This is a genomic window from Affinirhizobium capsici (assembly GCF_977018625.1).
In genome coordinates this window covers 447,197-460,897 of record NZ_CDRNXD010000002.1, presented here as the reverse complement: position 1 = coordinate 460,897, position 13,701 = coordinate 447,197, and the positions used below count along the sequence as shown (strand labels likewise).

At 56.2% G+C, this 13,701-nt stretch carries 12 protein-coding genes; 11 read left to right on the top strand and 1 reads right to left on the bottom strand.

Annotated features, from left to right (window positions below; translation table 11 throughout):
• Positions 1–38 precede the first annotated feature (38 nt).
• From AC0JZ1_RS02040 to AC0JZ1_RS01990, 11 genes are all read left to right on the top strand, one after another.
• A complete protein-coding gene (locus tag AC0JZ1_RS02040; RefSeq protein ID WP_471880774.1) occupies positions 39–971 on the top strand; it encodes a carbohydrate ABC transporter permease in 933 nt (310 codons plus the stop codon).
• Between the two features lie 4 nt (positions 972–975).
• Entirely contained in the window at positions 976–1,830 is an 855-nt protein-coding gene (locus AC0JZ1_RS02035) for a carbohydrate ABC transporter permease (protein WP_471880773.1), read from the top strand.
• A 5-nt stretch (positions 1,831–1,835) separates the two neighbouring features.
• Positions 1,836–3,572: an L-arabinonate dehydratase gene (gene araD, locus AC0JZ1_RS02030; protein ID WP_471880772.1), complete on the top strand. Its 1,737-nt coding sequence runs from the start codon at positions 1,836–1,838 to the stop codon at positions 3,570–3,572.
• A gap of 11 nt (positions 3,573–3,583) precedes the next feature.
• Positions 3,584–4,387 carry an HpcH/HpaI aldolase family protein gene (locus AC0JZ1_RS02025; RefSeq protein WP_471880771.1) on the top strand — a complete coding sequence of 268 codons (804 nt, stop codon included), beginning with the start codon at positions 3,584–3,586 and terminating at the stop codon, positions 4,385–4,387.
• A gap of 11 nt (positions 4,388–4,398) precedes the next feature.
• Complete coding sequence (locus tag AC0JZ1_RS02020) at positions 4,399–5,283, top strand: SMP-30/gluconolactonase/LRE family protein (RefSeq protein ID WP_471880770.1); 885 nt, start codon at positions 4,399–4,401, stop codon at positions 5,281–5,283.
• 11 nt (positions 5,284–5,294) lie between these two features.
• Complete coding sequence (locus tag AC0JZ1_RS02015; protein ID WP_471880769.1) at positions 5,295–6,059, top strand: SDR family NAD(P)-dependent oxidoreductase; 765 nt, start codon at positions 5,295–5,297, stop codon at positions 6,057–6,059.
• Between the two features lie 10 nt (positions 6,060–6,069).
• Complete coding sequence (locus tag AC0JZ1_RS02010) at positions 6,070–8,061, top strand: alpha-glucosidase (RefSeq protein ID WP_471880768.1); 1,992 nt, start codon at positions 6,070–6,072, stop codon at positions 8,059–8,061.
• 2 nt (positions 8,062–8,063) lie between these two features.
• The gene (locus tag AC0JZ1_RS02005) at positions 8,064–8,834 is read left to right on the top strand and encodes a TSUP family transporter (protein WP_471880767.1); all 771 of its coding nucleotides are present in this window, start codon (positions 8,064–8,066) and stop codon (positions 8,832–8,834) included.
• A 19-nt stretch (positions 8,835–8,853) separates the two neighbouring features.
• Positions 8,854–10,362 (top strand): glycerol-3-phosphate dehydrogenase, encoded by a 1,509-nt coding sequence (gene glpD, locus AC0JZ1_RS02000; protein ID WP_471880766.1) that lies wholly within the window; start codon positions 8,854–8,856, stop codon positions 10,360–10,362.
• On the top strand, positions 10,359–11,852 hold the full coding sequence (gene glpK, locus AC0JZ1_RS01995; protein ID WP_471880765.1) for a glycerol kinase GlpK: 1,494 nt from the start codon (positions 10,359–10,361) through the stop codon (positions 11,850–11,852). The genes glpD and glpK overlap by 4 nt, the downstream gene beginning before the upstream one ends.
• A gap of 80 nt (positions 11,853–11,932) precedes the next feature.
• The gene (locus tag AC0JZ1_RS01990) at positions 11,933–12,757 is read left to right on the top strand and encodes an HpcH/HpaI aldolase family protein (RefSeq protein WP_471880764.1); all 825 of its coding nucleotides are present in this window, start codon (positions 11,933–11,935) and stop codon (positions 12,755–12,757) included.
• On the opposite strand, the gene rocF is transcribed toward AC0JZ1_RS01990, so the two are convergent.
• Positions 12,758–13,678, bottom strand: a complete 921-nt coding sequence (rocF, locus tag AC0JZ1_RS01985; protein ID WP_471880763.1) for an arginase — start codon at positions 13,676–13,678, stop codon at positions 12,758–12,760.
• Between the last annotated feature and the right edge of the window lie 23 nt (positions 13,679–13,701).

The window sequence follows — 13,701 nt, the reverse complement described above, 5'->3', positions numbered from 1 at the left end:
GTTTCTTTTGCCGACGAGTCTTGCCGGGAGCAGCCAAGGTGAACACTCAAACCATCGCCAATAATCAACGGATTGAAAAACAGCAGCCGGGTTGGGTGAAGTTTCTCGATCTTAGCGATCGCGCCCTTGCAATCCTGCTACTGGCTCCGGCGGCCATTCTTCTGTCGCTGATCATTGTTTATCCGGTTATCCGACTGGCCTATACGAGTTTCTTCAGCCTCTCGCTGACGTCTGGCCTGCCAGCGGAATTTGTAGGCTTCGAAAACTATCAGCTGATGTTCACCGATCCGGTGTTCTGGGAAACCACCTGGAACACGGTGCTGATCACACTGATCACCGTACCCGGAGCGCTTTTCGTCGGTCTGGCGCTTGCGCTGCTTGCAAACCTTCCTTTTGGTGTTCAGTGGCCGGTGCGCCTGTCCCTTCTTATTCCATGGGCGCTTCCTCTTTCCTTCGCCGGCCTGATCTTTGCCTGGTTCTTCCACTCGGAATACGGCGTGGTGAACGATGTTCTTGCTCGTTTCGGCATTGAAGGCGTGATCTGGTTCAATTCTCCAAACCTGGCATTTGCTGCGATCTGTCTCACCATCATCTGGAAGACTTCGTCTTTTATGGCGCTGATCATTCTGGCCGGTTTGCAGACAATTCCACGTTCGCTTTACGAGGCTGCCGATGTTGATGGCGCTGGCCGTATCCGCCAGTTTTTCGAGATCACGCTTCCGCTTCTCAAGCCTTCCATCGTGGTCGCGCTCATCTTCCGTACGATCACGGCCCTGCAGACCTTTGACATTCCTTACATGATGACCGGCGGCGGCCCCGGCACTTCAACGGCAACGCTTGCTATGTACATCCACCAGAACACCGTGTCGTTCCTGGATCTGGGTTACGGCTCCGCACTCGCCGTCGTCATGTTTGCCCTCTCGATGTGCGTAACAGCGGTCTATCTCCGCATCATCCGGACCAAGGAGTAAACTCATGAGCCAAGTCGCCTCCTCCGGCTCCACCTCTTTCTTTTCCGGCAAGCCGCTGCGTTTCATCGCTGCTGCCATTCTTCTGGTCAACGGCATGTTCCCGGCGCTCTGGATCCTCTTCACCTCGCTGAAGACGGAAGCGGAATTGACGGTAAAGCCCATTACCTGGTTTCCGCATCAGCCGACCCTTGCCAACTATATGCAGGCCTTTTCGGATCAACCGCTGCATATCTTCCTGTTCAACAGCTTCATGGTCGCGTTGCTTTCCACCTGCTTGACCCTGCTAGTCTCGGTGCTCGCGGCCTATGCTCTGGCGCGTCTGAACCTCAAATATCGCGGTCTTATCCTCTCGCTGATCATTGCGGTGTCCACCTTCCCTCTGGTCACGCTGCTGGTGCCTTTGTTTGAAATCATGCGCGCACTCAACCTCTTGAACAGCTGGATTGCGCTCATCTTGCCCTATACAGTGCTTTCGCTTCCGGTTTGCACGCTGATGCTCGTCTCCTTCTTCGAAGGCATTCCGCGTGATCTTGAAAATGCTGCGATGATTGACGGCTGCACTCGTCTCGGTGCCCTGTTCAAGGTCGTCGTTCCGCTTTGTGCGCCGGGTGTTTTTACCGCTGGTATTCTAGCTTTCGTAAATGCCTGGGATGAGTTCCTGCTGGCGCTCTCCTTCAATTCGAACCCCTCGCTGCGTACGCTTCCAGTCGGCATCCAGCTTTATCAGGGCGAGTTCGCCTTTCCATGGCCAGTCATTTCGGCCGCGCTGGTCGTTGGCATCGTCCCCGTCGCAGTCTTGATCGTCATCTTCCAGGAGCGCGTGGTCTCGGGCCTCACCGCGGGCGGCATCAAGGGATAATTGCAATGACAAAGAGAAAAGAATTATCCGAACTGCGCAGCCAGCGCTGGTTCGCTTCCGATGACATGCGCGGTTTCGCCCACCGTCAGCGCACGCAGCAGATGGGTATGCGCCGCGAAGAATTCATGGGCCGCCCGGTTATTGGGATCATCAACACCTGGAGTGAGATGAGCCCGTGCCATTCGCATCTGCGAGACCGAGCAGAAGCAGTCAAGCGCGGCGTGTGGCAGGCTGGCGGTTATCCCGTCGAAATGCCTGCTCTTTCGGTTGGCGAAGTCATGGTGAAGCCTACCACCATGCTCTACCGTAACTTCCTCGCCATGGAATGCGAAGAATTGCTGCGGTCTCACCCAATTGATGGCGCAGTGCTTCTGGGCGGCTGCGACAAGTCCACACCCGGTTTGCTGATGGGTGCATTCTCCATGGACTTGCCGGTGATCTACTGCCCTGCTGGGCCTATGTCGAACGGTCAATGGCGCGGGATCAAGACTGGTGCAGGCACTCACACCAAGAAATATTGGGATGAGCTTCGCGCAGGTAACATCACCAAGGATGACTGGGTCGATCTGGAAAGCCGGATGACCCGCTCAGCTGGCACCTGCAACACCATCGGTACGGCCTCCACCATGACGTCGATCGTGGATGCCATGGGTATGACCTTGCCCGGTGCCTCATCCATTCCGGCCACGGATTCTGGTCATCCACGCATGGCGTCGTTATGCGGCACGCGCATTGTCGAGATGGTCTGGGAAGATCTGAAGCCTTCAGACATCCTGAGCAAGGAAACCTTCCTCAACGGCCTCGTTGCCTACATGGCGCTCGGCGGCTCTACCAATGCTGCGGTTCATCTTGTTGCCATGGCAAAGCGTGCAGGCGTTGAACTGACGCTGGACGATATGTCAGCCATGGCAGGCAAGGTTCCGGTAGCGGCTAATGTTTTCCCATCAGGCGAATATCTGATGGAAGATTTTTACTTCGCGGGCGGACTGAACGCGCTTCTCAAGAAGTTCTCTCATCATCTCGATCTTTCTCGTCCAACCGTGAACGGCAAGACGATTGGCGAAAACATCGCCGATGCTGAATGCTGGAATGACGAAGTCATTCGCGATGAAAGCAACCCGGTCGTACCGCTCTCCAAGGGCAAGACACTGGAAGTCCTGCGCGGAAACCTGGCTCCGAATGGTGCGGTGATGAAATCATCCGCGGCTAACCCCAAGTTCCTGAAGCATATAGGCCCGGCGATCGTCTTCGATGACCCAGCGACCATGAACAAGACGCTGGACAACCCAGACCTAGACGTCACCGAGGATACGGTCATCATCCTTCGTAATGCCGGACCTGTTGGCGCGCCGGGAATGCCTGAGTGGGGTAACCTGCCGATCCCGAAAAAGCTGTTGAAGCAGGGCGTTCGCGACATGGTGCGCATCTGCGACGGTCGTATGAGCGGCACGCATTACGGCACCTGCATTCTGCACGTTTCTCCCGAAGCGGCTGTCGGTGGGCCTTTGGCATTGGTGAAGACTGGCGATCTGATCGAGCTGGATGTTGTCGCAGGCACCATCAACATGAAGGTCAGCGAAGAAGAGTTGGCCGCTCGCCGGGCAGATTGGAAGCCTACAGCTCGTATTTATGAACGCTCCTTTGCAGCACTTTACCAGCAACATGTAAGCCAAGCTCATGAGGGCTGCGATTTCGACTTCCTGAGCGGCACGAAGACCGTGCCTGATCCGGTCATTTTCTAAAGGACACAATGATGAGCAAGCTCAACCCTTTCAAATCCTGGTTGTCCGATAAGAACCGTGCAACGCCTCTTGGCACCTGGCTGATGGCCGCTGCACCCGCAAGTGCTGAAGCGCTTGGCTATTCCGGTTTCGACTTCCTCGTCGTGGACATGGAGCATGTGCCGATCGAAGTGTCCGATCTGGCTCATATCCTGCGTGCCATTGGATGCACGCCTGCCGATGCTGTCGTTCGCTTGGCCTGGAACGATCAGGTACTGGTCAAGCGCTGCATGGATGCCGGCGCACGCACAGTCATGCTGCCTTTCGTCCAGAACGCGGAAGAGGCAAAGGCCGCAGCGTCCTATACCCGCTATCCGCCCCATGGTATTCGTGGCGTGGCCGCTGTTCACCGTGGCTCCAAGTTCGGCACTATTCCGAACTATCTGAAAAGCGCGAATGACGATGTGTGCACCATCGTGCAGCTTGAAACACCAGAGGCGATTGAACGCCTGCCGGAAATCGCCGCTGTTGAAGGCATCGATGCGCTGTTTGTCGGTCCTGGCGATCTCTCCGCTGCCATGGGCCATATCGGCAATATCGCTCATCCAGAAGTGCAGGCTCTCATCGAAAAAGCTGCAAGGGATGCCCATGCCGCTGGCAAGCCCGTTGGCATCGTTGGACCTAACCCGGATATGGTGAAGCGCTTCATCGGCTATGGCTACGACTACGCCGCCATCGCATCCGATATTGCCATGATGACGGGCCGTGCAAATGACTGGCTGGGCCAGATGAAGGGTGAAGAAAAGCCTGCCGCCGCACCAACAGCAGCTTACTGAGGTCATTCATCGTGCAAGCCCGATTTGAACTTGTTCTGGATGTGAAGGCCGCATTGGGTGAGTGCCCATTGTGGTCTGTCGAAGAACAAGTGCTCTATTTCGTCGATATCAAGAAGAGCCGCATTCATCGGTTTGACCCGAGTTCAAAGGCGTTGGACACGCTAACTCTGCCTGAGGAAGTGGGCTGCATTGGGCTTGTCGAAGGCGGCGGTTTCGTCGCCGGTCTTCGCTCCGGCATCTGGCTGATTTCAAATCGCGGCGAATTGCTGCGCAAACTGGCCAGCAACCCGGAAGATCAGACGATCAGTCGTTTCAACGATGGTATGGTCGATCCGGCGGGTCGTTTCATTGCAGGTACCGTCGATGAAACACGCGAGCAGGGCATTGCCAGCCTTTATCGTTGCGATGCGAAGGGACTTGAAAAACTGGCTGGCGGGTTACTGACGTCGAATGGCGTCGCCTTTGCTCCTGATGGCAAGCGGCTCTATCACTCCGATACCCTGCGCTACTCGCTGTTTACCTACGATTATGATGTCTCGACCGGGGAAGCGACGAACCGGCAGCTATTCGCCAAGTTTGGTTCCGACACAGACAAAGGCCGGCCGGACGGCGGCGCGGTCGATGTCGAGGGCTGCTATTGGACCGCCTTGTTTGAGGGTGGACGGGTTCAGCGCTATACGCCAGATGGCGCTTTGATCGGCGAATATCCTGCCCCAGCCAAATGCCCAACGATGATTACCTTCGGCGGCCCTGATATGAAAACGCTGTATTGCACCAGCGCCAGCATTGGCCGCCCGGAAGACGAACTCGCTGAATATCCGCTTTCGGGTGCGCTTTTCTCCATGCGCACGGATGTTCCCGGCTTGGCGAAGCCTCTTTTCAATCCAGAATCCTGAGAACTGCATCCATGTCCGCTTCCTATGACACCGTTCTGTATCGCTCACTTGAAGATCGCCATGTTTTAATTACCGGCGGCGCTTCAGGCATCGGCGAGGAAATGGTGAAAGCTTACCGCGCTCAAGGAGCACGTGTTTCCTTCATCGATATCGATGAGACCGCAGGCGCCGCCACAGCAGCGGCGACCGGCGCTTGCTTCTATCCTTGCGACCTGACTGATGTTGCGCTGCTGCGCGACACCGTCGCTCGCCTCGAAAATGATCACGGCGCAGTCAGCGTTCTGCTCAACAATGCTGGCAAGGATGATCGTCATGCCATGGATGAGGTGGAGCCGGACTATTGGCGTCGCGCCCTTGCGCTTAATCTCGACCACCAATTCTTCGTGACACAGGCTGTTCAAAAAAAGATGGCTGAGGCAGGTGGCGGCTCCGTTATCATGTTCGGCTCAATTTCATGGATGCGCGGGCGTCCTGGCATGATCGGCTACACGACCTCCAAGGCAGCCATCAACGGCATGACGAAGACACTGGCGCGGGAACTTGGCCCCTCCGCCATTCGCGTGAACTGCATCGTGCCGGGCGCGATTGTGACCGAGCGACAGTTGAAGCTCTGGACCAGCCCTGAACAGAACCAGCAGTTTATCGATCTGCAAGCCCTGAAGTTTCGCCTGGATGCCAGCCATGTGGCTCGCCTCGCCCTCTTCCTCGGTTCCGACGAAAGCAATGGCTGCACTGGCGCAAACTTCGTCGTCGATGCCGGTCTGACACAGAATTAAGGATACGCCCATGCAACTCGATCTCATCCCAGGCGGATTCACGCTTTCCCTTCAGGGCCGCGAGATTCTGCGTCACACCGCTACCACGCCTGCGCTTTTCGTGGGCAAGGGCGAAGAGCGCATGGATATGTATCGCGGAAACTTCGACATCGAAGATTACGTGGTGGAGCGCTCCGCTCTTGCCCATGCGCAGGTAACAGGCAACCGAATCGAGTTTGCCGTCGCAGATGGTATGCCCGTTCGCTTCTCCATCATTATCGATGGCAACCACATCAAAACCGAAGCCCAAGATAGCACGATCAACCGCGTGTGGCTGCGCATAACCGCCGAACCCGACGAGCATGTCTGGGGCGGCGGCGAGCAGATGTCTTACTTCGACATGAAGGGCCGCCGCTTTCCGCTCTGGACCTCTGAACCGGGCGTTGGTCGAGACAAGACAACTGAAATCACGTTCAAGTCCGATGTCAGCGGCAAGGCCGGCGGCGATTACTACCACACCAACTATCCGCAGCCGACCTATATCTCCTCTCGCAAATATGCACTGCACGTGGAGACAACGGCCTATTCCGTTTTTGATTTCCGCCGTGAAGGTTTCCACGAAATCGAAATCTGGGCAGTGCCGGAACGTTTGGAGTTGTTTGCGGCTGATAGCTTCGTTGGTTTGGTTGGTGAGCTTTCCAACCGCTTTGGTCGCCAGCCGCAGCTGCCGGAATGGGTTTATGGCGGCGCTATTCTCGGATTGAAGGACGGCGAAAACTCCTTCACCCGAATGGAAAAAATGCGCGATGCTGGCGTTAAAGTGTCGGGCATTTGGTGTGAAGATTGGGTTGGCCTTCGGCACACCAGTTTTGGTGCTCGTCTCTTTTGGGATTGGCAGGCCAATGAAACACGCTACCCTAATCTTCGCCAGAAGATCGCCGAATTGAATGATCAAGGCATCCGATTCCTCGGCTATGTGAACCCTTACCTCTGCGTGGATGGCCCGCTTTATCCGGTTGCCGACGAAAAGGGTTATTTCGCCAAGGACGAGGCAGGCAAGACAGCACTTGTCGATTTTGGTGAGTTTGACTGTGGAGTGGTGGACTTCACCAATCCAGACGCTGCCGCCTGGTTTGCGGAAGAAGTTATTGCTAAAAACATGCTTGATTACGGCCTGTCCGGTTGGATGGCAGATTTTGGTGAATATCTGCCGATCGATGTGAAACTAGCGAATGGCGTTGACGCCAAACTGATGCACAATGCCTGGCCAACGCTTTGGGCAGAAGTGAATGCCAAAGCGGTAGAAAGTCGTGGCAAGACTGGCGATGCGTTGTTCTTCATGCGAGCCGGCTTCACCGGAGTTCAGGCACATTGCCCGCTGCTTTGGGGCGGCGATCAGTCCGTGGATTTCTCACGCCACGACGGTCTGGTGACCGTCATGTGCGGCGCGCTTTCCTCTGGCCTTTTAGGCAATGCTTACCATCACTCTGATATCGGTGGTTACACTAGCCTGTTCGGCAATGTTCGCACGCCGGAACTGATCATGCGTTGGGCAGAGATGGCGGCATTTACCGCTGTTATGCGCAGCCATGAGGGCAACCGGCCCCGGGACAACGTGCAGATTGATCAGGATGCGGATGTTCTTGCGCATTTCGCCCGCATGACGGCGATCTACGTGCACCTCGCTCCTTACCTGCGAAAGCTTTCGCAAGAGGCTGCAGCAACTGGTTTGCCAGTTCAGCGTCCACTATTCCTGCATTATGAGAATGACCGCAACACCTATGCCATTCAGGACAGCTACCTCTATGGTCCCGACCTGCTTGTCGCACCTGTCTGGAAAGCGGGCGAGACTGAGCGGGACACCTATCTGCCGGAAGGCGAGACCTGGGTGCATGTGTGGACAGGCGAACACTACGAGGGAGGCCAATCGGTAACGGTGCCTGCACCACTCGGTCAGCCGCCGGTGTTCTATCGCACCTCGGCGAATGATACGGCGCTGTTTGAAGCAATTCGGACACTCTAGCAATGGAACCGCATGGTCTGGCGGGCTTGCTGGCAATCGCCTTCATTGCCGCCTATATGCAAACGCTCACAGGCTTCGCCCTCGGCCTCATCATGATGGGTGGGGTCGGCCTCACGGGGGTTGTGCCTCTGCCGGATGCCGCTGTTCTTGTCAGCATCCTGGTGGTGGTGAACGCGGTTCAGGTACTGGTAAAAGGCTGGCGAAGCATTGCCTTCAGGCAATTTGTTCCAGCTCTTCTTGCTAGCCTTATCTTCCTCGGCCTTGGCTATTGGCTCCTCGGACTGATGGTATCCGCCTCGCTGGATTGGCTGAAAATCATACTGGGTCTGGTCATTGTCATATCGAGTATTCAGCTTTCCCTGAAGCCAGAGCCACTGATGCAGATGTCAGGCCCCGCCTCCTTCGGATTTTTTGGCGCTGTTGCGGGTGTGATGGGCGGTCTCTTTTCCACTGCCGGACCACCGCTAATTTACCACTTCTACCGTCAACCGTTGAAGCCTTCCGCGGTGCGGGAAACGTTGGTGGCTATTTTCGCGACCAATGCGCTGATCCGTCTTGGTATGGTTGCGGGCACTGGAAATATGCCATCGGAATCATTCTGGTGGGGGCTTACAGCCGTACCGGTGGTCATTGTCTCCACCTATCTGGCTAAACGGTTCCCGCCTCCTCTTTCGCCACTCGCCATGCGCCGCGCAGCCTTCGCTCTGCTGTTTCTGTCTGGCGTCTCGCTAGCACTACCAGCCATCATCAAACTCGCAAGCCAAGCAGCTTAATTCCCAAGAGGTTCGAGCCATGAGTTCCTTTGATTACGACATCCTGATCATCGGCGGCGGTATCAATGGCTGCGGCATTGCGCGCGATGCCGCAGGCAGAGGTTACAAAGTCCTGCTGGCTGAAATGAATGATCTTGCGAGCGGCACATCATCTGCCTCTACCAAGCTTATCCATGGTGGCTTGCGGTATCTTGAGCACTATGAGTTTCGTCTCGTGCGCGAGGCGCTTATGGAACGCGAGGTGCTATGGAAAATCGCGCCACACATCATCTGGCCGCTCCGGTTTGTGCTGCCGCACCACAAGGGATTGCGCCCCGCCTGGTTGCTGCGGCTCGGTCTTTTCCTTTACGACCATATAGGCGGCAGAAAGCTGCTTCCCGCAACTAAGGCACTGAATCTTCAGACGGATGCATGTGGCGCACCTCTAAAAGGTGATTACGCAAAGGCGTTTGAATACTCCGATGCTTGGGTGCAGGATGCGCGTCTGGTGGCGTTGAATGCACGCGATGCAGCAGATCGTGGAGCCGTTATTCGAACGCGCACAAAGGTTGCCCGCATTGAGCGGGAAAGAGGCGGCTTTGTCGCCTTTATGCGCGATCAACGCACAGGGGCGGCTTCAAGAGCCACGGCCCGTCTCGTGGTCAATGCGGCTGGTCCTTGGGTGGATGAGGTTATCGGCAACACGACCGGCAACAACAATGCACGTCATGTACGCCTCGTGCAGGGTAGCCACATTGTTGTGCCAAAACTCTACGACCACGACCGCGCTTACATATTCCAGAATGCAGACAACCGCATCATCTTTGCCATTCCCTATGAGAATGATTTCACCCTGATCGGCACCACGGACCGCGATTACCAGGGCGATCCGTCGAAAGTCGCGATCACCCCTGAAGAAACAGACTATCTCTGCATGGCAGCGAGTGAATATTTCAAGCAGCCTATCCGCAAAGACGATATCGTCTGGACCTATTCCGGCATCCGTCCCCTCTTTAACAGTGGCGAAGGTTCAGCTCAGGAAGCGACGCGAGATTACGTCCTGCGCAGCGATGGCACAAAGGAAACAGGGATCGTTCTCAACGTGTTCGGTGGCAAGATCACCACATATCGAAAGCTGGCAGAATCTGCCCTTGAGGAAATCAACCGCCACCTGAATGAAAGCCGCAAGCCTTGGACTGCCACTGGTCCCTTGCCGGGCGGCGATTTCGCAACCGATGGCTTTGAGAAGCTGGTCAGCGAATTGAAAAGCAGAGCACCAAAAATTGCTGAAACGACACTGAGACGACTTGCACGCAACTATGGTACGAAGGCCTTCCTCATTGTCGGGAGCGAGGGAGATCTGGGGAGGATCATCGGTGCGGATCTGGGTGAGAACGAGGTTCGCTACCTCGTCACCCACGAATGGGCGCGCGAAGCCGATGATATTCTTTGGCGGCGTTCCAAGCTTGGCCTTCGCCTGAACCAGGCAGAACGTCAGGCGCTTTCGGCCTATCTGGAAGACATGACTGAAACGGGAACAGCTGCATGAAGGACTTCATTCTCGCCATCGACCAGGGAACGACCTCCACTCGCTCCATCATTTTCGACCGTCAGTACAAAAATATCGGCTCCGGTCAGCATGAGTTTCAGCAGCATTTCCCGCATTCCGGCTGGGTGGAGCACGAGGCGGAAGACCTGTGGACGACGACGCTGGAAACGGCGCGCGAAGCCATGAAACAGGCAGGCGTGGACGCCGCCAAGATTGCCGCAATTGGCATCACAAACCAGCGCGAAACGGTGGTTGTTTGGGACCGCCGCACCGGCAAAGCCATTCACAAGGCAATCGTCTGGCAGGATCGTCGCACAGCAGAACTCTGCGCCAAGCTTCGTGCGGATGGCCATTCAAATCTGGTGGCCGAACGGACTGGTTTGCTGATCGATCCCTATTTCTCCGCCACCAAGATTTCTTGGTTGCTGGAAAATGTCTCAGGCGCGCGCGAAGCTGCCGAGGCTGGTCATCTAGCTTTCGGGACTGTCGACAGTTGGTTGGTCTATAAGCTTACCGGCGGCAAGCGACACGTCATCGATGTGACCAACGCCTCCCGCACCATGCTGTGCAATATCGGCACGGCTGACTGGGATGATGAGCTCTTAAAGCTCTTCAAAGTCCCTCGTAGCATGTTGCCCGAAATCCTCTCAAACATTGATGACTTTGGTGATACTGAACCTTCGCTTTTTGATGGCTCGATCCCAATCAAAGGTGTGGCCGGCGATCAACAGGCAGCAGTTATTGGGCAAGCTTGCTTCAAGCCCGGCATGGTCAAGTCTACGTATGGCACTGGCTGTTTTGCTCTGCTGAACACCGGCAAAGATCGTGTTGCCTCGCAAAACCGCCTTCTGACGACGATTGCCTACCGGCTGAATGGTGAAATCCACTATGCACTTGAGGGCTCCATCTTCATTGCGGGCGCTGCCGTACAGTGGCTTCGCGATGGCTTGAAGATGATCGGCAAAGCCTCTGAAACTGCCGAACTAGCCGCAAAGGCCGATCCAGGTCAGAGAGTCTATCTCGTACCGGCATTTACCGGGATGGGCGCACCTTGGTGGGATGCGGAAGCGCGTGGTGCCATGTTTGGCATGACCCGGAACACCGGCCCGGCAGAATTTGCACGAGCGGCACTGGAATCCGTTTGCTTCCAGACACGCGATCTGCTCGGGGCCATGCATAAGGATTGGAGCGGCCAGACGGATACGCTGCTACGCGTCGATGGCGGCATGTCGGCAAATGACTGGACCATGCAGCGGCTTTCCGACATTCTAGGCGTTGCGGTGGATCGCTCTTCATCGACCGAGGTGACAGCTTTGGGTGCCGCTTGGCTGGCTGGCCACGGTGCAGGCATTTGGCCAGATCAGGAAGGTTTTGCTGCGGAGTGGCACCGCGACCGCCAGTTTACGCCATCCATGGAGGCTGGCGAGCGCGAGCAGCTGGTGGATGGGTGGGAATCGGCCGTCCGTTGCACACTGGGCTTCGGCAAATAACAATAGGAAAGCCCTTCGCTCATCGATAAGCTGCGGCGCGGGAGGCCACTCCCGCGCTTTAATTTTCTGAAGGTGTTGCCATGTTCCGCCCTAATACTCTCAAGCAGAAACTTTTGGCAGGCGAAACCGCCTATGGATGTTGGGTATCAGGCGGCACACCGACCGAATGCGAGATTCTCGGCCATGTTGGCTTCGACTTCGTGCTCGCTGATTTCGAACATGGTATTGGCGACACCCGTGACGTCGTAGATGCCTTGCGATCCATTGAGACCACACCAACGCCAGGGATGGTGCGCGTGGCATGGAACGATCATGTTTTACTGAAGCGGGTGCTAGACGGCGGCGTTCAATCCGTCATGATCCCCTCCGTAGACACGGCTGAAGCAGCACGCGACGCTATTCGCGCCTGCTACTATCCGCCAGCGGGCATACGTGGCTACGCTGCCTCCGTCGTGCGGGCATCGACTTTTGGTGTAGAGACCGACTACATCCATAAAGCCAACCAAAACATGCTGATCGCCATTCAGCTGGAATCCGTCACCGCTGTAGAAAACGCTGCCAAAATATCCGCGCTGGATGGCGCAGACATTGTGTTCATCGGCATCAATGATCTCGCTGGAAACATGGGCTTCTTGGGCCAGACGGGCCATCCTGAAGTGCAGGCTATGGCGAAGCGCGCAGAGCAGGCTGTGCTGAGCGCAGGCAAAGTGCTTGGGACGGTGCCAAGCGCTGGCGCTTCCGTCAACGATCTACTTGATCGCGGCTACCGCTTCATCGTCGGGCCACACAATGTTGCACTGCTGCGAGATGCGGCTAGTGCAGCAGTCGCCCAATATCGCGAATTGAAGGCAGCCCGCGACCGTGGAGAGCGGCCGCAGGTTGATCTTCCGGGCAAGTCTTATTGATCAGAAACGCCGGGTCGGCCGGTCCAGAACCTTCCGGCCCATCAGGCTAGCAGTCAAATCAACGAGAAGTGTTGCCGTCCGTCCCCTCTCGTCCAGGAACGGATTTAGTTCGACCAGATCAAGGCTCGTAACAAGCCCGCTATCATGCAGCATTTCCATCACGAGATGAGCCTCGCGGAATGTCGCGCCTCCAGGCACTGTCGTTCCCACCGCCGGACCGACTGCCGGATCAAGGAAATCGACATCCAGGCTGACATGCAGAAGGCCGTTTGCCGCCTCAACCCGTTCAATGAAGCTGCGCAAGAGCACAGCCACGCCATTTTCATCGATGGCGCGCATATCATGGACCAAGATATCGGTCTGCTGGATAGCTTTCCGCTCCGCACTATCCACGCTTCGAATTCCAATCATGCAGACGTTGGCAGGATCAACCGGGGTTTCTAGCTGCGGGAAGTAGCCATCGAAGCCGGGACGCCCGGTAAAATAGGCCACAGGGACGCCGTGCAGATTGCCGCTATCGGTGGTGTCCAGTGTGTGAAAATCAGTATGGGCATCAAGCCACAATACAAAGAGGGGTCGGTTGACCTCCGCTGAACGGCGCGCAAGACCAGAAACGCTGCCCGCTGAGAGCGCATGATCACCGCCTAAGAAAATCGGCATCCCCTCTTTGCTTTCACGGTATGCTGCCTCGGCAATCACTCGAGTCCACTCCGCAATGATTCCCAGATTGCGCAATTTCGGATTGGGGTGGTCTTTGTCTTCAGGCTTGCTGATGGACAAATTCCCAATGTCATGAACTTCATGTCCAAGGTCCGTCAATGCGGTTGCGATGCCTGCTGTGCGAAGCGCGCTTGGCCCCATTTCACAACCTAGCTGCGATGCGCCATCCTGAAGAGGGATTCCGATGAGTTTACAATGCATAAATGGCCTCCATTACGCGCAAG

Bases quoted from the DNA above. Each gene is read 5' to 3' on its own strand.
- AC0JZ1_RS02035 (WP_471880773.1), top strand. From the start codon at position 976: ATGAGCCAAGTCGCCTCCTCCGGCTCCACCTCTTTCTTTTCCGGCAAG.
- araD (WP_471880772.1), top strand. From the start codon at position 1,836: ATGACAAAGAGAAAAGAATTATCCGAACTGCGCAGCCAGCGCTGGTTC.
- AC0JZ1_RS02025 (WP_471880771.1), top strand. From the start codon at position 3,584: ATGAGCAAGCTCAACCCTTTCAAATCCTGGTTGTCCGATAAGAACCGT.
- AC0JZ1_RS02015 (WP_471880769.1), top strand. From the start codon at position 5,295: ATGTCCGCTTCCTATGACACCGTTCTGTATCGCTCACTTGAAGATCGC.
- AC0JZ1_RS02010 (WP_471880768.1), top strand. From the start codon at position 6,070: ATGCAACTCGATCTCATCCCAGGCGGATTCACGCTTTCCCTTCAGGGC.
- AC0JZ1_RS02005 (WP_471880767.1), top strand. From the start codon at position 8,064: ATGGAACCGCATGGTCTGGCGGGCTTGCTGGCAATCGCCTTCATTGCC.
- glpD (WP_471880766.1), top strand. From the start codon at position 8,854: ATGAGTTCCTTTGATTACGACATCCTGATCATCGGCGGCGGTATCAAT.
- glpK (WP_471880765.1), top strand. From the start codon at position 10,359: ATGAAGGACTTCATTCTCGCCATCGACCAGGGAACGACCTCCACTCGC.
- AC0JZ1_RS01990 (WP_471880764.1), top strand. From the start codon at position 11,933: ATGTTCCGCCCTAATACTCTCAAGCAGAAACTTTTGGCAGGCGAAACC.
- rocF (WP_471880763.1), bottom strand. From the start codon at position 13,678: ATGCATTGTAAACTCATCGGAATCCCTCTTCAGGATGGCGCATCGCAG.